Origin of the sequence: Polynucleobacter sp. UB-Siik-W21 (assembly GCF_018687415.1) — a bacterium.
Taxonomy (GTDB): domain Bacteria; phylum Pseudomonadota; class Gammaproteobacteria; order Burkholderiales; family Burkholderiaceae; genus Polynucleobacter.
Window position 1 is genome coordinate 987,091 of sequence record NZ_CP061289.1, and the last position, 17,975, is coordinate 1,005,065.

22 protein-coding genes are annotated in these 17,975 nt (G+C 41.5%); 14 read left to right on the forward strand and 8 right to left on the reverse strand.

The features are described from left to right. Positions 1 to 153: 153 nt before the first annotated feature. Complete coding sequence (locus C2756_RS05110; RefSeq protein WP_215320542.1) at positions 154 to 318, reverse strand: hypothetical protein; 165 nt, start codon at positions 316 to 318, stop codon at positions 154 to 156. Positions 319 to 619: 301 nt separating this feature from the next. On the opposite strand from C2756_RS05110, the gene C2756_RS05115 reads away from it, so the two are divergent. The 3 genes from C2756_RS05115 (at position 620) to C2756_RS05125 (ending at position 2,770) form a co-directional block, all read left to right on the forward strand. Beyond that, complete coding sequence (locus C2756_RS05115) at positions 620 to 1,366, forward strand: YdcF family protein (protein WP_215320544.1); 747 nt, start codon at positions 620 to 622, stop codon at positions 1,364 to 1,366. Positions 1,367 to 1,638: 272 nt separating this feature from the next. After that, positions 1,639 to 2,040, forward strand: a complete 402-nt coding sequence (locus tag C2756_RS05120) for a hypothetical protein (protein ID WP_215320546.1) — start codon at positions 1,639 to 1,641, stop codon at positions 2,038 to 2,040. A gap of 304 nt (positions 2,041 to 2,344) precedes the next feature. Beyond that, complete coding sequence (locus C2756_RS05125) at positions 2,345 to 2,770, forward strand: BLUF domain-containing protein (protein WP_215320548.1); 426 nt, start codon at positions 2,345 to 2,347, stop codon at positions 2,768 to 2,770. 584 nt (positions 2,771 to 3,354) lie between these two features. Here the strand turns inward: C2756_RS05125 and C2756_RS05130 are convergent. Beyond that, positions 3,355 to 5,025: a formate--tetrahydrofolate ligase gene (locus C2756_RS05130; protein WP_215320550.1), complete on the reverse strand. Its 1,671-nt coding sequence runs from the start codon at positions 5,023 to 5,025 to the stop codon at positions 3,355 to 3,357. 587 nt (positions 5,026 to 5,612) lie between these two features. Between C2756_RS05130 and C2756_RS11195 the strand changes: the two genes are divergently transcribed. The 7 genes from C2756_RS11195 to C2756_RS05165 all read left to right on the forward strand — a co-directional run bounded on the left by C2756_RS11195 (position 5,613) and on the right by C2756_RS05165 (position 11,270). Beyond that, a complete protein-coding gene (locus C2756_RS11195) occupies positions 5,613 to 5,897 on the forward strand; it encodes a cytochrome c oxidase subunit II transmembrane domain-containing protein (protein ID WP_215320552.1) in 285 nt (94 codons plus the stop codon). 238 nt (positions 5,898 to 6,135) lie between these two features. After that, on the forward strand, positions 6,136 to 7,494 hold the full coding sequence (locus C2756_RS05140) for a c-type cytochrome (RefSeq protein WP_215320554.1): 1,359 nt from the start codon (positions 6,136 to 6,138) through the stop codon (positions 7,492 to 7,494). Between the two features lie 82 nt (positions 7,495 to 7,576). Beyond that, the gene (locus C2756_RS05145) at positions 7,577 to 9,316 is read left to right on the forward strand and encodes a cbb3-type cytochrome c oxidase subunit I (protein WP_215320828.1); all 1,740 of its coding nucleotides are present in this window, start codon (positions 7,577 to 7,579) and stop codon (positions 9,314 to 9,316) included. Beyond that, positions 9,316 to 9,972 carry a cytochrome c oxidase subunit 3 gene (locus C2756_RS05150; protein WP_215320556.1) on the forward strand — a complete coding sequence of 219 codons (657 nt, stop codon included), beginning with the start codon at positions 9,316 to 9,318 and terminating at the stop codon, positions 9,970 to 9,972. Before C2756_RS05145 ends, C2756_RS05150 begins: the two co-directional genes overlap by 1 nt. A 13-nt stretch (positions 9,973 to 9,985) precedes the next feature. Continuing rightward, on the forward strand, positions 9,986 to 10,711 hold the full coding sequence (locus C2756_RS05155) for a heme-copper oxidase subunit III family protein (RefSeq protein ID WP_215320558.1): 726 nt from the start codon (positions 9,986 to 9,988) through the stop codon (positions 10,709 to 10,711). 9 nt (positions 10,712 to 10,720) lie between these two features. Beyond that, positions 10,721 to 11,032, forward strand: a complete 312-nt coding sequence (locus C2756_RS05160) for a cytochrome C oxidase subunit IV family protein (protein ID WP_215320560.1) — start codon at positions 10,721 to 10,723, stop codon at positions 11,030 to 11,032. Positions 11,033 to 11,069: 37 nt separating this feature from the next. After that, positions 11,070 to 11,270, forward strand: coding sequence for a hypothetical protein (locus C2756_RS05165; RefSeq protein ID WP_215320562.1), 201 nt, complete (start codon positions 11,070 to 11,072; stop codon positions 11,268 to 11,270). On the opposite strand, the gene C2756_RS05170 is transcribed toward C2756_RS05165, so the two are convergent. The 3 genes from C2756_RS05170 to C2756_RS05180 all read right to left on the reverse strand — a co-directional run bounded on the left by C2756_RS05170 (position 11,267) and on the right by C2756_RS05180 (position 12,961). After that, the gene (locus tag C2756_RS05170; protein WP_215320564.1) at positions 11,267 to 11,707 is read right to left on the reverse strand and encodes a copper chaperone PCu(A)C; all 441 of its coding nucleotides are present in this window, start codon (positions 11,705 to 11,707) and stop codon (positions 11,267 to 11,269) included. The genes C2756_RS05165 and C2756_RS05170 overlap by 4 nt on opposite strands. A 10-nt stretch (positions 11,708 to 11,717) precedes the next feature. Continuing rightward, positions 11,718 to 12,251 (reverse strand): SCO family protein, encoded by a 534-nt coding sequence (locus C2756_RS05175; protein WP_215320567.1) that lies wholly within the window; start codon positions 12,249 to 12,251, stop codon positions 11,718 to 11,720. A gap of 149 nt (positions 12,252 to 12,400) precedes the next feature. Further along, a complete protein-coding gene (locus tag C2756_RS05180) occupies positions 12,401 to 12,961 on the reverse strand; it encodes a hypothetical protein (RefSeq protein ID WP_215320569.1) in 561 nt (186 codons plus the stop codon). A 311-nt stretch (positions 12,962 to 13,272) separates the two neighbouring features. Between C2756_RS05180 and C2756_RS05185 the strand changes: the two genes are divergently transcribed. Further along, positions 13,273 to 14,349, forward strand: coding sequence for a hypothetical protein (locus C2756_RS05185; protein WP_215320571.1), 1,077 nt, complete (start codon positions 13,273 to 13,275; stop codon positions 14,347 to 14,349). A 653-nt stretch (positions 14,350 to 15,002) separates the two neighbouring features. Here C2756_RS05185 and C2756_RS05190 read toward each other — a convergent pair. Together C2756_RS05190 and C2756_RS05195 are read right to left on the reverse strand one after the other, a co-directional pair. Further along, positions 15,003 to 15,194: a hypothetical protein gene (locus tag C2756_RS05190; protein ID WP_215320573.1), complete on the reverse strand. Its 192-nt coding sequence runs from the start codon at positions 15,192 to 15,194 to the stop codon at positions 15,003 to 15,005. A 10-nt stretch (positions 15,195 to 15,204) separates the two neighbouring features. Beyond that, a complete protein-coding gene (locus C2756_RS05195) occupies positions 15,205 to 15,378 on the reverse strand; it encodes a hypothetical protein (RefSeq protein ID WP_165766412.1) in 174 nt (57 codons plus the stop codon). Positions 15,379 to 15,674: 296 nt separating this feature from the next. Between C2756_RS05195 and C2756_RS05200 the strand changes: the two genes are divergently transcribed. From C2756_RS05200 to C2756_RS05210, 3 genes are all read left to right on the forward strand, one after another. Further along, on the forward strand, positions 15,675 to 15,884 hold the full coding sequence (locus C2756_RS05200; RefSeq protein ID WP_215320575.1) for a hypothetical protein: 210 nt from the start codon (positions 15,675 to 15,677) through the stop codon (positions 15,882 to 15,884). A gap of 34 nt (positions 15,885 to 15,918) precedes the next feature. Next, positions 15,919 to 16,155, forward strand: a complete 237-nt coding sequence (locus C2756_RS05205) for a CDGSH iron-sulfur domain-containing protein (protein WP_215306029.1) — start codon at positions 15,919 to 15,921, stop codon at positions 16,153 to 16,155. Positions 16,156 to 16,249: 94 nt separating this feature from the next. Beyond that, the gene (locus tag C2756_RS05210) at positions 16,250 to 17,032 is read left to right on the forward strand and encodes a class II glutamine amidotransferase (RefSeq protein ID WP_215320578.1); all 783 of its coding nucleotides are present in this window, start codon (positions 16,250 to 16,252) and stop codon (positions 17,030 to 17,032) included. A 403-nt stretch (positions 17,033 to 17,435) separates the two neighbouring features. Here the strand turns inward: C2756_RS05210 and C2756_RS05215 are convergent, their stop codons facing one another. Continuing rightward, the gene (locus C2756_RS05215; protein WP_215320580.1) at positions 17,436 to 17,975 is read right to left on the reverse strand and encodes a GNAT family N-acetyltransferase; all 540 of its coding nucleotides are present in this window, start codon (positions 17,973 to 17,975) and stop codon (positions 17,436 to 17,438) included.

Here is a 17,975-nt window from a genome sequence, read left to right on the forward strand (position 1 = left end):
TTGCCTAGATTCAGTTCTAACCTAGGTAGGAATGAATTTCACATCAGGTAGCAGGAGCTGAAATGGGGGGGTGTTTTAGGTCAATTTTGTCGTATAAACCAACAAAATTTAAATTTAAATCAAAAAAATCTACCGTAATCGATTAAATAGCACTCAAATCTGATTAACCTGTATTTGGAGGATATGTTGCATTTCATTAATTTTGCGTCTGATGAGTTGTTGCCAGATTAATCGCTCTTGCACTAATTCATTGCTTTTGAGTTCAAAAAACTTTTCTGGAAAACTGTCTTCTTCGATCTCTAGTTGCTGGGGATTCATGATTTACCCCTAACAAAATGAAATTGGTTGCCAATGAATTGATTGAGTCACGCTGAATCTAAACAGGGCCAAGTGGCGCTCAAAGAACATATCAGCACAAAATTAGTCTGCTCCTAAATCTAGGGATTGTCTAATCAAATTCTTCAATTTTTCATCTAATGAAAATCTAATGCGAAGCATAAATTTGATCTTGAATAGAGCGTCGACTAACCTCATAATTATCTTTAAGATCCAGTATCCATTCATTTCTATTGTGAGCAGGTCTTACGAATAATCTATAAAAGTAAGATGAGGTTCTTAAGTGATACATAGTTTTGCACCATACTTTGGCTACCCATTAATTGCGATTATTTTATTAATGCTGTGGGGTCTATTTGCCCTCAAAAGAACCCCTATCTTTTTTGCTTGCTTATTCCTGCTAATCATTAGTAGTCCATTTGTGTCTCAAGCCATGTTGGTCTATTTAGAAGAGGGGCAATTAAGAAGGGCCCCCGGCGAAGTAAAAAATGCTGATGTAGTTATCGTGATAGGTGGAATTATTAAAGTAGTGAATTCTTCGGGTGGGCTAGTTTATGAGCGTATTTATCCTGAACGCTTGAACGCTGGGATGGAACTAATGAAGGCAGGTAAGGCCCAATACCTAATCTTTGTGAGCGCAAAATTACCAGTAAAAGTTGATGAGAAAACAGAGGCACTTGTATTGTCTGATTTTGCTAAAGAGGGTGGCTTGAGCCCAAATCAAATTCTTGTAACACCTGAAGTAGAAAGTATCCAAGGAGCGGCTCAGGCAGTTAAAGAGATCCTAGCTGAAAAAGACCTAAAAAAAGGAATCTTAGTGACTTCTGCGTTTGAGATGTTTAGATCTAAGTTGCTATTTGAAAGCGAAGGTGTGCCTGTGCAAACTTATCCACTGGATTCTCTGGTTGATGTTGCGGTGCCTAAGGTGATTAATTTTCTACCAAGCGCTAAAGCAGTTTATGAGTTTCAACTTATCTTGAACGATTTTATTAGTAAGGCTTATTACAAATTTATTAAAAAGTATTGGTAGTCATAATGGATAATAGATGATGTATATTCTCATCAATTTCTTTCGCTAAATAATCTGCTTATCTGATTCCGACCATTAAATCCTTAAAAGACCTTAGGTTGTTGTTCACAGTTAACCGATATTCATATTAACCAAATAAAAAATCTCAATATATTCTTTTTGAAGCTTTTGTTGACTAAGAGCTCCAATGTTCATATTCCAGTGATTGAGCATCTATTTAAGTCACGCCCTAAACAATAGACTAATCAAGGTATTTAGTATTAGAGTTTCTTATGGATGAAAGTCGCATTTCTAAAGAAGAGCTGCTTAAACAGCTCGAGTTAGATAATCAAAGTCATAACCAAAGGGCTGAGGCTGTATCTAAGTTATGTAAAGATTGGAATAAAGCAAATCAGCTGTTGGCCGCAAAAGGCCTTCCCGGCCTGACATTAAATGAATATCAAGACTCTATTAACTACAAGCCAGATGATGCGCTAGTATTTTTGGCGGGGGTTGATGAGGCATGGTTAAAAGATTACCAAGAACGTATTAAGCAAAGAGAGCGGGCCAGTGCCGTCTACTATACAAGTCAACCGAAATCTGTTTGGTTGCGAATTGGCGAATTTACACGCATAGTTGCAATTGGAATATTCCTAGCTTTATTTATTGGTTTTGTCTTTTTATTGCTTTATTAGGACAAGGATCAGGCATCGATTTATGTGACGCTAATCAATGGCCATTACTTATATTGTCGTTTTAAACGACATTTCTCAGTATGTTTAAGGGTTAATCCTAGCTATATTCCATCCTACTTAGGGATAAATTGAATTGTCATAGTAAAGCCAACTCAAGATCGTTATCGGCTGGGGAGACACTAACCACCTTCGGGTGGTTTTTTCATGTACGGGCTTGCTAGGGTTATTGCATATATACGTCTGCTGATTAAAAGATCATACTATTTTGTTTTCATTAAACCCATTTTGCTCCGAGGAGGATGCAATGAGTTCAGATGATCCAAATCAATTAGTCGAGTTTAGTTATGTCAGTAAGGCAACTCAGGATATGGGTCTTTCAAGTCTGGTTCGCTTATTTGATGTTGCTCATAAGTGGAATCAAGGGCACGAGTTGACGGGCGTTTTATTCTATGAAAATGGCCATTTCTCGCAGATTCTTGAAGGTAAAAGAAAAGATGTGCTGTTCATCTGGGAAAAAATTCAAAAAGACTATCGCCATACAATTCTTCATCGAATTGAATTGGACGAAATTGATCAAAGACTCTTTCCCAATTGGGCATTAAGATTTTATGGGGGTAACCAGATCGCCAAGGATGTGCCTCATCTGATTGGCTTTCTTGATGGTCTTCCAGACAACGATGTTGAATTGCTGAGGATCATGCGTTCAGTTGCCAAGGGCAATCAAGACTAGGAGTTATTCTGCGCCCAGGTCGATTCCACTCCGAGCCACTAAGAAACACTAAAACCACCTTCGGGTGGTTTTTCTTTGATCGCCTGCTATGGGTCGATTTCTGCCCGTCATTAGCAAGTAAGGTTAGGGTCTGCTTTATGGCCAATAACAGTCTATGTAAGCCCTGACGCTGTGGTGTCGGTTTAACCGACTCTAAATAATTCAGGTCGCCCAAACGCAAATCTGAAAACATAATTACAAGTGTCTTGTTAAGTGACGCTTGTAATGAATAAGGCGTAGGTCGCACGTTCGAATCGTGCTGGGCAGGCCAAACACCTCAATAGATATAAGCGGACGCAGCTACATTGGTACTGTTTTAGTTCATTACACAGTCATTACACAGTTTGTTCGTAGGTTACTCGACTAAAGTTGTATGAATTTCACCTATCAAAGCTCGTTTAAACGGTAAATTTTATTTATGGAAATTTTTTGGGTTGATGACCGCTAATAGCAATGAAGAATTATTAGAACGAGTTTTTTCAACTGGTTCTCAGCAATTGCAAAACGGCAGCAAGCACTAAAGGGGCGCGCAAATTCTTAAACCTTTAAAACAAACCCACCACCTTGCCATCGATTAGATCAATCTTGTCAGCCGATGGTACTTTTGGCAGACCCGGCATGGTCATGATGTCACCACAAACCATCACCACAAACTGAGCGCCAGCCGCAAGACGAACTTCACGGATATTAATTACATGATTATTGGGGGCGCCGCGTAGCTTGGCATCAGTTGAGAACGAACTTTGTGTCTTGGCAACGCATACTGGATAGTGGCCATAGCCTTGCTCTTGTAAACCTTGGATCTGCGCTCTAATTTTAGAGTCTGCGGTTACCTCGCTGGCACGGTAGACCTTCTTCGCAATGTGATTCATCTTATCCCATAAAGAATCAGACTCTTCATAGACAAACTGCATGTTGGATGGGGTGTCACAGAGCTGCACCACAATCTTAGCTAGCTCCTCTGCACCTTTACCGCCATGAGACCAATGCGATGCAATCACCACTTTCACATCGAGTTTCTCCATGCGTTTCTTAATGAGATCAATCTCCGCAGGCGAATCACTTATGAACTGATTGATGGAGACCACGCAGGGTATTTGATACACTTGTGTAATGTTTTCTACATGGCGCTCTAGATTCACAAGACCTTTCTCAAGGGCAGAGAGATTTTCTTTGGTGAGATCAGCAAGTTCTGCATAGCCATGGTATTTCATGGCGCGAACGGTGACCACTATCACTGCAGCAGCTGGGCGCAAACCTGACTTACGGCACTTGATGTCAATAAATTTCTCAGCCCCAAGATCAGCGCCAAATCCAGCCTCAGTCACCACATAGTCGGCTAACTTCAATGCCGCCTGGGTTGCAATCACCGAATTACATCCATGCGCAATATTAGCAAAAGGTCCGCCATGCACAAAGGCAGGATTGTTTTCAAGAGTCTGCACTAAGTTTGGAGCGAGAGCATCTTTTAGTAAAACAGTCATCGCACCATGGGCATTGAGATCCTTAACCAAGATTGGCTTGAGATCACGCGTATAGGCCACTACAATATTGGAGAGACGCTCTTTGAGATCCTCCAAGGAGATAGCAAGACAAAAAATTGCCATGACCTCAGATGCCACCACTATATCAAATCCATCCTCACGGGGATAGCCATTACCCGGGCCACCCAAGCCATTGGTTATATGACGCAGGGCACGATCGTTCATATCCACTACACGCTTCCATTGAATGCGCCGGCTATCTATTCCTAAAACATTGCCATGAAAGATATGGTTATCAATCAATGCAGCCAGAAGATTGTTAGCAAGAGCAATCGCACTAAAGTCCCCCGTAAAGTGCAAATTAATATCTTCCATGGGTACAATCTGCGCGTAACCACCACCCGCAGCGCCACCTTTGATACCAAACACTGGGCCCAAAGAAGGCTCACGCAAACAGATCATTGCTTTCTTGCCAATATGATTAAGTGCATCTCCTAGACCTACGGTGGTCGTGGTCTTACCTTCACCCGCTGGAGTAGGACTAATGGCTGTCACTAATATAAGTTTGCCATCCGGCTTGCCCTTTAGCGTCTCTAAAAAGGGTAGTGATACCTTCGCTTTGTAATGGCCATAAGGCTCTAGATAGTCATCCGAAATCCCTAATTTCTCTTTAGCAACTTGCGCAATGCGCTTCATACTGGCTTGTTGGGCTATTTCAATATCGCTTGGCATTGAAGCTCCTAATTTAAGTGTTAATCCTAGTGTAATCAATAACTAAGTGAGCACATATCTGATGTTAGTTATGTGTGTCACCAGAACTAGCCACTCAAGGACAATTTAGTGAGTACTTTTTCTATATCCATAGTGATGATAGATCGGCAGAAGAAGTTTAGTGAGAGCTATGTCAATCAAATTAGTCCATTCTATAGTGGCTCACTTCATATTTAAGAGCTCTCGCGACCAAGGGATTAAAGGTGTAGGTCGCACGTTCGAATCGTGCTGGGCAGGCCAAACACCAGACTGGCCGATCGGATCTAGTCAAAAGCCCATCTTTAGGTGGTTTCTATTTATCGGTTTAATCGACAAACTCCACATAAAACCATTCGACTCAGTTTAGATTACTACTGGCCAATCACTAAGGCAAACCCTTAGTAACAATAGCGTAGCTTTGTTCAATTACGCTCAACTAATATAAAGGTACTAATTTTTATTGCTTAATTACTTTAATGCAGGCTTACTAAAAATATGGAAAAAATGGAAGCATTAGTCTTCTTATATCGAGCTGATCTAAGATCAATTCCTTTGAGTATTTGCATATGATGCTGTCAACTCAAATTAGAATAGATAATATTTTTTTTGAGCAGATAGAAACCACAGTACGCAACATCACCGCTATACACCAGTCTATATTTTTGCTCTGCAGTGCTACTTTTATAATTAGTTTTGGTATCACCATTTATTTAATTATTAAACATCGCAGAGGATTAGGCTTGAAAAAGAAGCATTTTCATAAAAGCATTTACATTGAGTTGATGTGGGCAGTTATTCCATTCTTAATAATTTTTCTCCTAGTATGTCCAATATTTGTTACAGTTTTGCGCTGAATAAATATTGCAGTGTTTGGTGCGCTGCACCAGAAAAATTATAGGTTTTATAAGAATTTACGGGTTAACACTTATTAAATTATCGTTTATCTAAGATATTAGGTATATCTTCAGAAAGAGTTTAAAGAACTTTATTTTTGATGAGAGGTTTCATTTCTAGATAGAGATATCCCAGAGTTCATGGCGTTGATGTAGCTTAAATCCTAAAGGGCGAAATGCTCTAGGAGCGAAAGGCGTTATGGCACTTGCGATCATAATTGCATTACTCGTCATTGGCTCAGTCCTTTTTCAATTCTTGAGTCCCTGGTACTTCACGCCAATTGCGTCGAATTGGGTTGCAATTGACAACACTATCGGCTTGACATTCTGGATTACAGGCGCTGTCTTTGTCATTGTTAATTTATTTGTTGTTTATTGCATCATCCGTTTCCGTCATCGTAAAGGCAGTAAAGCTGGATATGAGCCTGAAAATAAGAAATTAGAATGGTGGCTCATTGGTATTACCACCATTGGCATTGCCTCCATGTTGGCCCCAGGACTATTTGTATGGTCTGATTTTGTGCATGTTCCATCCAATGCCAGTCTCTTTGAAGTGGTTGGTAAGCAATGGAATTGGAGCTATCGCTTTCCTGGTAAAGACGGCAAGATGGGTTTAGTTGATGCCAAATTTATCACTGAAAAGAATCCCTTTGGCATCGATCCACAGGATGTGAATGGGCAAGACGATATTTTGGTATCAAGCCAAGAGGTTCATCTTCCTCTAAAAAAACCAGTGAAAGCCTTGCTAAGGTCTGTTGATGTGCTGCATAACTTTGCGGTACCGCAATTTCGGGCCAAGATGGATCTTGTGCCAGGCATGATCACTTTTATCTGGTTTACACCAACCCGTATTGGGAAGTTCGATGTTCTCTGTAATGAGCTCTGTGGTGTAGGCCACTATGTCATGCGTGGCAAAGTCGTGATTGAAAGTGATGACGCCTATCAAGCTTGGCTAAGCAGCTATCCTACATTTGCCCAAACCCAAGCACAAAAAAATGGTGATGCTGCTGCTGGTCAAGCACTTTATGCGGTCTGCTCTGCCTGCCATGGAGCCCAAGGAGAGGGTAATAAAGCCTTAAATGCCCCTAAGCTAAGCGGCCAAGCGGATTGGTATTTGAGTCGGCAGCTCATGAACTTTAAGCAGGGCGCACGTGGCGTCAAGGATCAAGATGTTAATGGCAAGGTAATGGTGCCAATGGCTGCAACCTTAGTCTCTCCTGCTGATATTGCTAATGTCAGCGCCTATATTCGAACGCTGCCTGATACGCCTTCTCAACCTACGATCCAGGACAGTCTTGGCAAAGGAAAAGATTTATACAACAGCACTTGTGCGGCATGTCATGGCCCTAATGGAGCAGGGGTTGAGTCAACCAAAGCTCCAAGACTCCAGAACATGAGTGACTGGTATTTAGTGACCCAATTAAATCATTTTAGGGATGGTGTTCGTGGAACCCATCCGAAGGATTTATACGGACAACAGATGTCATCGGTTGCCTCATTTTTAACGCAAGAGCAAACCATTAACGATCTTGTTACCTATATTGGGACCTTGAAATGATCCATTTACTCATGAGGAGATTTTGATGGAACATGTTGCGCATGACGCGTCCAATTTTGCGCCACCGTTGGAAGTCAAAGAGATGGAGCTTTACCATCCCAAAACATTTCTCGGTAAATATATCTGGAGTCAGGATGCCAAAGTAATCGCAATTCAGTATGGTATTACTGCGATGGCAATCGGTTTTGTGGCTCTGGTGATGTCATGGTTAATGCGTTTGCAGCTAGGTTTTCCAGACACATTCTCTTTTATTAATCCTAGTAATTATTTGCAGTTTGTGACCATGCACGGCATGATCATGGTCGTTTATCTCTTAACCGCCTTGTTCTTGGGGGCGTTTGGTAATTACCTCATCCCATTGATGGTTGGTGCGCGCGATATGGTCTTTCCATACGCCAATATGCTGAGCTTCTGGATCTATTTGTTTGCTGTATTGCTTCTTGTTGCTAGCTTTTTTGTGACTGGTGGACCTACCGGTTCTGGCTGGACTCTATATCCGCCCCAAGCGATTCTGCCAGGGACGCCTGGTGCTACCTGGGGCATTATTTTGATGCTCATTTCTTTAACCTTTTTTATTATTGGCTTTACGATGGGTGGCCTGAACTATGTGGTTACTGTTTTACAAGCACGAACACGTGGAATGACCATGATGCGTTTGCCTTTAACAGTCTGGGGCATATTTATGGCGACCATATTGGCACTCTTTGCTTTTCCAGCGCTATTTGTAAGTGCGATCATGATGCTCTTAGACCTCACTTTAGGCACAAGCTTTTTCATGCCAGCCCTAGTCTCAATGGGCCAACAAGGTGAGCATGCTGGCGGTAGTCCGTTACTATTCCAACATCTATTTTGGTTTTTTGGGCACCCTGAGGTTTATATCGTTGCTTTACCAGCCTTTGGTATTGTTTCTGATCTGATTAGCGTTCATGCTCGAAAGAATATTTTCGGTTATCGCATGATGGTGTGGGCGATCGTTGCAATTGGGGTTTTGAGCTTTATGGTTTGGGCCCACCACATGTATGTCAGCGGTATGAATCCTTATTTTGGCTTTTTCTTTGCCACGACTACCTTAATCATCGCTATACCAACAGCACTCAAAGTATATAACTGGGTTTTAACTCTGTGGCATGGCAATATCATCTTAAGTGTGCCAATGCTGTTTGCAATTGGATTTATCTTTGCATTCATTCACGGTGGACTCACTGGTTTATTCCTTGGCAATGTCACCGTAAGCGTACCGTTGTCTGACACCATGTTTGTGGTAGCGCACTTTCATATGGTGATGGCGGTTGCACCAGTGATGGTTGTATTTGGAGCGATTTATCATTGGTATCCCAAAATTACCGGGCGCATGTTAGATGAGAAACTTGGAAAGATCCATTTCTGGGCTACATTCTTAGGCACCTATGCTGTCTACTTACCAATGCACTATCTTGGATTTCTTGGTGTGCCGCGTCGTTATTACGCGGTTGGCGGAACCGATTTCATACCGCAGTCAGCCCAGAGCTTAAATGCCGGCATCACTATTGCTGCCATTGTGGTTGGTGCTTTTCAGTTTGTCTTTATCTACAACCTGATTCGTAGCTATACCAAAGGTAAGGTAGCTAATAGTAACCCTTGGAATGCGACGACTCTGGAATGGCAGACTTCTGAAACACCTCCAGTACACGGTAATTTTGGTCCTCAGTTGCCTGTGGTTTACCGTTGGGCTTATGACTATAGTGTTCCGGGAGTCGTCAAAGATTTCATCCCTCAAAATGTGCCGCCTAGTGATGTAGTGATGGATGCCAACGCAACTCAGAAAGAAAGAGATTCCTTTTAATGGGAATCTTTCAAATATTAAGGGCGCAGCCTTGGTCCGTTGAGCAAGCTAAATTAGATAACTTGTATGCAGGACGTAGCTCTACTGCCTATGCTAAAAAAATTGCCCTACGGGTATTTCTGGGTGTTGTAGCAGTCTTATTTACCTTGATGCTCGTTGCCTATGCCGGCCGGATGGGTTATGAAGATTGGCGTCCAGTGCCACAACTACAGTTGTTGTGGATTAATACAGGCATATTGGCACTCAGTAGTTTATCAATGCAGTGGGCTCAATACTCAGTACGCCACAGAAACATGGATGCGATGCGTATTGGCTTACTCCTAGGCGGGGCCTTAACCCTGGTTTTTTTATTTGGTCAAGTGCTTGCTTGGCGGCAATTAAGCTCAATGGTTTATTTTGATATCACCATTCCAGCAATTGGATTTTTTTACATGATTACCGGCGTACATTGTTTGCATATGGTGGGTGGTTTAATTGCCTGGAGCCGAACTGCCCCTAAAGTTTGGAGCAATGTAGATATTGCTAAGGTGCAAAACAGTATCGAGCTTTGTACTACGTATTGGCATTTTTTATTACTAGTTTGGTTAGTCCTTTTTGGACTATTGTTCGCTGGCGACAATCTTGACCTCGTCCTCAAACTCTGTGGAATTCGGTAGATAGGATCTAAACATGTCAGAAGCCCATTCAACCCACGTAGAAGTAATTCCAACACCTTATACAGGGCCAGAAAGCTTTGTATCGGATTGGTCCTCTGATCAAACGGCGTTTAAGAATGTCCCTTGGGGCAAGGTCATGATGTGGATCTTCCTCGTGAGCGATACCTTCATTTTTAGCGCCTTTTTAATCTCGTATATGACTGTGCGGATTTCTGCTGTAGAACCCTGGCCAAATCCCAGTGAAGTGTTTGCCTTAACGCTATTTGGCAAAGAAGTGCCGCTAGTGCTGATTGCAATCATGACTTTCATTTTAATTAGTAGTAGCGGAACGATGGCGATGGCAGTGAACTTTGGATATCGCAAGAACCGAAAAGTAACTTTTATCCTATTAATCATCACTGCTATTTTGGGGGCATCCTTTGTTGGCATGCAGGCCTTTGAGTGGACCAAGTTGATTGTAGAAGAGGGTGTAAGGCCTTGGACTAATCCCATGGGTGCCCATCAATTCGGATCTGTATTTTTTATGATCACGGGATTTCATGGTACTCACGTCACTATTGGAGTGATATTTCTTTTAATTGTTGCCGCTAAAGTCTATCGCGGTGATTTAGAACATAATCGCCCTGGATTTATGACGGGAAGAAAAGGAAATTACGAGATCGTTGAAATCATGGGCCTGTATTGGCACTTTGTAGACTTGGTGTGGGTCTTCATTTTTGCTTTTTTCTATCTTTGGTAGGGGGGAATCATGGAATATCCTAAACAACACCCCATTGGCATTTACCTCAAGATTTGGGCGCTGTTATTTATATTGAGTGGTCTGTCTTACTCTGTTGATTATTTCCACTTTGAGGGCTACTTGAGATGGGCCTTGATCATCATTTTCATGATGTTAAAAGCGGGCTTAATTGTTGCGTTCTTCATGCATATGGTTTGGGAGCGGGTGGCCCTGATTTATGCGATTCTTGTGCCACCACTATTGCTGTTAACTCTGGTTGGCATTGGCGTACTTGAGGGTGACTATACTTTTTTAACGCGTAATGTCTTTTTTGGTAGTTAATGTTTCGAGTTATCTGATTTGAACTTGAGGATCTTGAATGAAACAGAAATATTTCTCTATTAATGCATGGATCCTGTGCGGGGTTTGCATCGGATTAATTGTATTTACTTTTATTTTGGTTGCTCATAATGAAAATACGCCAAATAAAATAAATCAGGATCGCGATAATTTACTCGGCGGTAGTAAGACAGTGCTGGACCGCATTAAGCCTATTGGTCAGGTTAATCTGAGCTCCTAAGGCTGCTCTTTACTGACCTTCAATTTCACTGGTAACACTAAGCCCCCTTTAAATTCAAGCAGCACTTCCACTTGATCCCCTTGTCTTAATCCTTTTTTAGGGTTCATGAGCATCAGGTGATATCCACTTGGGGTCAATTGCAGCGTAGACCCCGGCTTTATTTCAATCTGGGGTGTGTGATTCATATGCGCCATTCCTCCCTTACTGACTGTTTGATGCAGCATGACTGATTTAAAGTCAGCGCTACGAGCCCCTAGAAGGGTCTGAGCTTGCGGAGATTGATTTTGTAAGTCCATATAGCCAGCAAGCACTTCTGCGCTTGGCGGTGCCTCTTTAACCCACCCATGGCTAATATTGATTTTAGAATCTGCTGCCTTCAACTGTGCCGAACTGAAGCTCAGGATTAAACCTAGAATGAGTGATAGTGATAATTTCACAATGTCGCCTTTAGAGTTGAGAGTTCATTGCATTGATCTTTGTAAGAATCTTAAAACGTCTGCTGATCGTACTGATATCGAAGGGTGGCATCAATGATGCTACGTACTGACCTTGTGGATTGATTAAGAATATCGCTGAGGTGTGATAAACCTGATAACTCTCTTTATCTAGCGCAGACTCAACTTCAAATAGAGCGCCTAGCTGCCTCGTTACATTGCGCAGTTCTAATTCTGTACCCGTGACACCAATGATAGAGGGGTCAAAGTAGCCAGTGTATTCCTTGAGGATAGCTGCTGTATCGCGCCTAGGGTCTACTGAAATAAAGACAAATTGAACATTTTTACTGCCATTGACGCCTTTAGTTAATTGCTCTCGTAGCTTAGATAGGCTTGCTAAGGTACTTGGGCAGATATCAGGGCAGTGCGTATAGCCAAAGAACAGAAAGGACCAGTTACCTTTTAGGTGTGCAAGATCAAACGCATGACTATTTTGATCGGTTAGGGCAAATTCTCTTAGTGGTTTAGGATCTACAAATACAGTCATTACCTGATCTGGAATGAGTCTAGGATTCGAATCATCTCCTAGACTAAATAGAAATAGAGATCCCCCAGCTAAGAATGTCATTGCCAGAACAGATGCAAGGATTAGGCTGAACTTAAATGATGGCAGCCTCATCTAAAGAGCAAGATGATTTAGCAGTGGCGAATCATGCCTATTTTTTGTTGAAATAGGACCAGCCAATGCGGTTCAGATTTCCCAGTTCCAGCCAAACTGACCTGTGGGTGCAATTTAAGTACACGATCCAATATCGCTTCCTGAGAAGGGTAGAGGTCTACATAGAAAACATGTAGGCCATCTTTAAGTGCCTGTTTAAACTGGACAAAAAGGTGATTTGGCCTATGGATGCCAATTAAACCACCTTCCCATATGCAAAACCAAAATAAAATTAATGCAAGGAATATGAATGGCATCCAACCTGCGCCAGATTTATGCCAATCTAGATAATGGGTCAGCATCAGTACGGTTGAAAAAACACAGGCGCCAACTGCAGCCCCAATTAAGCCAGAATGAACAATGTCTATTTTCATGAAAGATTGGACTTCATGAAGGTGTGGGTGCTGTCGAACTCCTTCAATGTCATTGCTGAGCACATGAATTTGTGCAGTAGCAATATTTTCTTTTTCTAGCTGTTCTTCGAAAAGCTCTAGGTCATCTAAATTATTGCTAATGAAATAATGTCTCAGTAATTTCACAATGCACTCCTAGTTAAATTAACTACTAACATAATTTCATCTATTTCAATTTGACATAGATCAAACCATCGTTTGATTGTGCGCTTATGAAGCAAGCTTGTCTATTGATAGTGTTACTTCTTCTTAAGGTAAAGCTTGGTCTAGCTGAATTAGCACTTAAATCATCGATTCAAGCATTACGAGACGGAGCGGGTATGTACTAGGTATACCCACCAATCATTGCACTATACATTGGCTCTTCTAACTAAAAAACCTGTCCTAGATTGTTATTGGCTGGAGGAGACATTCACCATGTTGGAGGGGAGTACTAAATGCAAGCCAATTCAAAACAGCATTTCAATATTCTGATCTTTGGCGCCTCTTATGGCTCCTTATTAGCAAGTAAGTTAGCTCTAGCGGGACATAACGCAACCTTAGTCTGTTTACCTGCAGAAGTTGAGCTCATTAATTCTGTAGGAACGCGCGTGCGCTTGCCGGTCAAGGGTCGGGATGCATTGGTTGAAATTGATTCTCGTAACTTGCCAGGCAGAATCAATGCTGCTACTCCGGAAAATGTCACTTCAGCAAACTTTGATTTAGTGGTTTTGGCGATGCAAGAGCCTCAATATGGCGCCACGGATGTGAGTGACTTATTGGAAGCTGTAGCCATTCAGCAGATTCCAACGATGTCGATTATGAATATGCCACCACTACCTTACCTACACCGTATTCCAGGCATTAATGCTAACGACTATGTTGAATGCTATACAGCCCATAAGGTTTGGGATCAGTTCGATCCTCGATTCATGACCTTATGCAGTCCAGATGCTCAAGCCTTTAGACCACCGGAAGAGGGAGTGAATGTATTACAGGTTCGCTTACCGACAAACTTTAAAGCTGCTCGGTTTGAGTCAGAAGAGCATACCAAGATGCTGCGACAAATTGCTGCTGATATTGAGGCAGTGAGGTTTGATGTAGATGGAAAAAAGATTGAGCTGCCAGTCAAGCTGAAGATATTTGAGTCAGTGTTTGTGCCGCTGGCAAAATGGAGCATGCTCATGACAGGTAACTACCGTTGCATCACTTCTAAAGGCATACGTCCAATCAAAGATGCGGTGCATTCTGACATGAAGGCATCTCAAGTAACGTACGATTGGGTTGGAGATTTATGTGTATCTCTTGGTGCTGAGCCTAAAGATTTAGTTCCTTTTGAAAAGTATGCTGCTGCAGCCAATGGTTTAGCCAATCCATCTTCTGCAGCAAGGGCACTGTATGGCGGAGCAAAGAACATTGAGCGGGTCGATAAATTAGTTCAATCAATTGCCAAACATAAAGGTATGCATCTCTCAATCATTGATGATGTAGTCACTTTAGTAAATACTCAGCTTGAGAAAAATCAGGCACAGTAAGGTCTTGTACTATTGAGCATTAAGCCTCCATGACAAGTACCATATCAAACGATTGAAGCGCCTGTTGGTCTTAATGCGTATCTTATGTGTGACGATGCTCTAGGATTGTTTATTCTTCATGTTGCGTCTGCATTCCAAATTTGTCGGTTTACCCGACAAATTAGACATCTGACCATCCAACCGCCTGTGAATGCCGCTCAAGATCAGTGGTATCCCACCCGATACCAACATTCTCGGTGCCTATGCCACATCAAAAACTAACACCTTAATGTCATTGTTTATGTTGTTGTTCTAGCTCATTTTTCCAGCTTCTAAGGCATAGGTCGCACGTTCGAATCGTGCTGGGCAGGCCAACTTCATATGGTCCGTACCGGCCAAGCGTCAACTTAAACGATGCTAAGGAAATATTCTTATAATGTCCTTTAAAACGATACCCACTATGAGCAATTCTTAAAAATTTTAGCCATGATTCTTTTGTTTAAGAGAATGCTGACAATCCGCAATACTGTGCTTGGGAAATTTGCCTATGTTCACTTTTTGCAGCGACAAAATACAATCTTGTATTGAATTACTCAGTCTAATTGGATTCATTTTTTTCTTTTTTTATTTGACGTTAATAATTTTTTATAAATGACTATTTTTCGAGCACATGGTCAATCCTCTTTAACTATAATCCGGCCAAGAGCGTCTAAATCAGATACCTCAACTTCTAAATGGTCATATTCGATGATGGTTGTCCCTTCTAGTTGTTCAATATATTCTCGTGTCGCATAGTGCGGCGGGATATGAGCTAAGTCATCATGCTGATAGTCATACACTTTGTAACGATAGACGGTTATTTTCATCTCTGGCTACTCAATCTTCACCCCAGTCTGCATAGCTTTCATCAGGGATATGATTCATTTCATTGATTTTGCGCTTTGTTAAATGTTGCCAAATTAATCGCTCTTGCACCAATTCATTACTCTGAAGTTCAAAAAACTTTTCGGTCAAGCTATCTTCTTCAATTTGTAAATTTTGGGTACCCATGGCATCCTCCTATCAAAGCGGAAAAATGGTTGCTAATGGATGGATTGATTCACGCTGTATCGAGACGGGACCAAGGCGTGCTCAACAAACCCATCAACATCAACTTATGCTGAACCTAATGAGGAAGTTTGTCTAACTAATTATGTAGTTTTTTAGTAGGTGAAATTCTATTGCATGGCACCAAATTACAAGTCAAGATAAGGAATTGCCCACTTTGTATTGGTATCTCAATTCTTCTTCCCTAGGCGTAATTACTAGAGTAATCTAAAACCATCATTGAACCTGCAGAGGTTGTTATGAGTGGAAAACATGCTATTTATGTGATTGTGAAATCCAAGGACGGGCAGATTGAGAGTAAAGATCATGGCCTGCTAAATTTAATTAATCGCCATCACTGCGATACAACTTTGGTAGCATTTCATAGAGACTGGAATACCTATTGCCTGCATCATTTTGGGTATGTATTAGAAATCGTTGATGTGGGTTACGAGTGGTCATATGAGTAAGCACTTCTATCAATAATTTCTATAGGGAGTTAACATGGAAAAGAAGACAGCTAAAAATACACCTTATCCAGTAAAGGTAGTCAAAGGCCAGACTTACTATTGGTGCAGTTGCGGCTTAAGTAATAACCAACCCTTTTGTGATAGGTCACATCAGAGAACAGATTTAAGCCCTTTGGAATTTATTGCATCAGAGAGCATTACAGTCTATTTCTGTGGCTGCAAACAATCAGCCAATGCCCCCATGTGTGATGGCACTCATACCGCACTCTAAGGATTAAAGTGTGCAAAGTCACTGGGGGTTAGGATGATTTTTTCATTAAAGGATGTTATAAAAACACATCATTAGGAGCAATATGTGCAGATGGATGGCATACGCAGGAGCTGAGATTTATCTAGAAAATCTATTATTCCTACAAAAGAATTCCCTCATTTCACAAAGTCTAAAGGCAACAAAATCTAGCTTTGTAACTAATGGTGATGGATTCGGAGTGGCTTGGTACGGCGATAGAAAATCGCCTGGTTTATTTAAAGATGTTCTTCCTGCTTGGAATGACGAAAACCTCAAAGAGTTAAGTCGACATATTAAAAGCAATTTATTTTTTGCTCATGTGCGTGCGGCTACAGGTACAAGTGTTTCCCGTATGAATTGTCATCCGTACGCATTTGAGAATTGGAGTTTTATGCATAACGGCCATATTGGAGACTGGCACATACATCGAAGAGAAATTGAGTCGCTTATATCTAAAGAATTTTATGCCCATAGACATGGTACAACGGACAGTGAAGCCCTCTTTTTATTAGCACTAACGATGGGTTTAATAAATGACCCCATCAAAGGCATGAGTCTTGCTATAGAAAAAGTGCAAAAAATATTAGAGCATCACAAGTCCTCTGATCCATTAAGACTCTCAGCGGCCTTAAGTGATGGAAAGTCTATCTGGGGGTTTCGCTATTCAACAGACCACAATTCGCCTAGTCTTTTTTATGGAACCCCCGACACCCACGAAGTTCATTTAAAAGATGGCAGAGTAAGTACAATTGCATCCGAACCATTTGATGATGATTTAGACCATTGGATCGAAGTGAAAGAATCAAGTTATATAACCTGGACAGACGGTAAAGTTTCGGTTAGTAAGTTAAGCATTTAAAATGGCATTGAAGTTGTCAGATCTGGAGGTATCAGCATTCTGATTTGTCGGTTAACCCGACAAATTTCCACACTGAACAATTCGATCGCCTGCAGATGCCGTCCAAGACCCATGGCCTACCAACCAGCACTACAGATCTCGGTGCCGATCGAACACCTGATCTTGTAAGGCTTATGTCATTGTCTAAGCTATTGATTAGCCTCATTTTTAAAGCTTCTAAGGCGTAGGTCGCACGTTCGAATCGTGCTGGGCAGGCCAAAGGCTTGACTAGCCGATGAGATTTAATCACAAAACCTGATTTTATTGTGGTCTGTTGACCAAATTTTGACCCGGCTCGCCCAGTCTATTTAACGCCGTAATAGAGCGTAGGTTGATCAGTAAATGTGTCGGGAAAACCGACTAATTATTGGTAGCTGTATTGGTAGGGAAAAAACTTGGCTAACAAGTTATGCTGAGCCGTCATTTGCTCTTTAAGGTAAGTGAATGGGGTAGGTGGAAGCAAGATAAGATCAGCTTGTGAATCGCCCATCATATTTCTAACTTTGAGATCATGCTTTTGGCAAAGGCGTTTTATGGCGCTATTGCGTTCAATACAATGCATATATAGGTCGGTATAAAAACGATTGCGAGCCCATGTGATGGCTTGATCCATCATCGCATTTGCGATTCCTTGCCTACGATGAAGCATTGCAACGATCACGCCAAATTCAACAGCTTTGGTATGGGTTGCTATATGGATCGTGCCAACCCATTGATGTTTTATTTTGGCTATCAAAAAATGATTCTGTTGATCATTTTGAGAAAATTTTTCCACCAAGTTATCAATTGCTTCTGGACCTAAGGCGCAGCCAAAATATTCGCTAATAGTCTCTGGATCTTGGGCTTTTAACCAAGATCCGTATTCTTCAAACTGATTCCCGCTAAGAAATTCAGTCGTCAGCAT

Bases quoted from the DNA above. Each gene is read 5' to 3' on its own strand.
- C2756_RS05125 (WP_215320548.1), top strand. From the start codon at position 2,345: ATGAGTTCAGATGATCCAAATCAATTAGTCGAGTTTAGTTATGTCAGT.
- C2756_RS05130 (WP_215320550.1), bottom strand. From the start codon at position 5,025: ATGCCAAGCGATATTGAAATAGCCCAACAAGCCAGTATGAAGCGCATT.
- C2756_RS05155 (WP_215320558.1), top strand. From the start codon at position 9,986: ATGTCAGAAGCCCATTCAACCCACGTAGAAGTAATTCCAACACCTTAT.
- C2756_RS05165 (WP_215320562.1), top strand. From the start codon at position 11,070: ATGAAACAGAAATATTTCTCTATTAATGCATGGATCCTGTGCGGGGTT.
- C2756_RS05190 (WP_215320573.1), bottom strand. From the start codon at position 15,194: ATGAAAATAACCGTCTATCGTTACAAAGTGTATGACTATCAGCATGAT.
- C2756_RS05200 (WP_215320575.1), top strand. From the start codon at position 15,675: ATGAGTGGAAAACATGCTATTTATGTGATTGTGAAATCCAAGGACGGG.
- C2756_RS05215 (WP_215320580.1), bottom strand. From the start codon at position 17,975: ATGCTGACGACTGAATTTCTTAGCGGGAATCAGTTTGAAGAATACGGA.
- C2756_RS11195 (WP_215320552.1), top strand. From the start codon at position 5,613: ATGCTGTCAACTCAAATTAGAATAGATAATATTTTTTTTGAGCAGATA.
- C2756_RS05150 (WP_215320556.1), top strand. From the start codon at position 9,316: ATGGGAATCTTTCAAATATTAAGGGCGCAGCCTTGGTCCGTTGAGCAA.
- C2756_RS05120 (WP_215320546.1), top strand. From the start codon at position 1,639: ATGGATGAAAGTCGCATTTCTAAAGAAGAGCTGCTTAAACAGCTCGAG.
- C2756_RS05145 (WP_215320828.1), top strand. From the start codon at position 7,577: ATGGAGCTTTACCATCCCAAAACATTTCTCGGTAAATATATCTGGAGT.
- C2756_RS05140 (WP_215320554.1), top strand. From the start codon at position 6,136: ATGGCACTTGCGATCATAATTGCATTACTCGTCATTGGCTCAGTCCTT.
- C2756_RS05205 (WP_215306029.1), top strand. From the start codon at position 15,919: ATGGAAAAGAAGACAGCTAAAAATACACCTTATCCAGTAAAGGTAGTC.
- C2756_RS05195 (WP_165766412.1), bottom strand. From the start codon at position 15,378: ATGGGTACCCAAAATTTACAAATTGAAGAAGATAGCTTGACCGAAAAG.
- C2756_RS05160 (WP_215320560.1), top strand. From the start codon at position 10,721: ATGGAATATCCTAAACAACACCCCATTGGCATTTACCTCAAGATTTGG.
- C2756_RS05110 (WP_215320542.1), bottom strand. From the start codon at position 318: ATGAATCCCCAGCAACTAGAGATCGAAGAAGACAGTTTTCCAGAAAAG.
- C2756_RS05185 (WP_215320571.1), top strand. From the start codon at position 13,273: ATGCAAGCCAATTCAAAACAGCATTTCAATATTCTGATCTTTGGCGCC.
- C2756_RS05210 (WP_215320578.1), top strand. From the start codon at position 16,250: ATGGCATACGCAGGAGCTGAGATTTATCTAGAAAATCTATTATTCCTA.
- C2756_RS05175 (WP_215320567.1), bottom strand. From the start codon at position 12,251: ATGACTGTATTTGTAGATCCTAAACCACTAAGAGAATTTGCCCTAACC.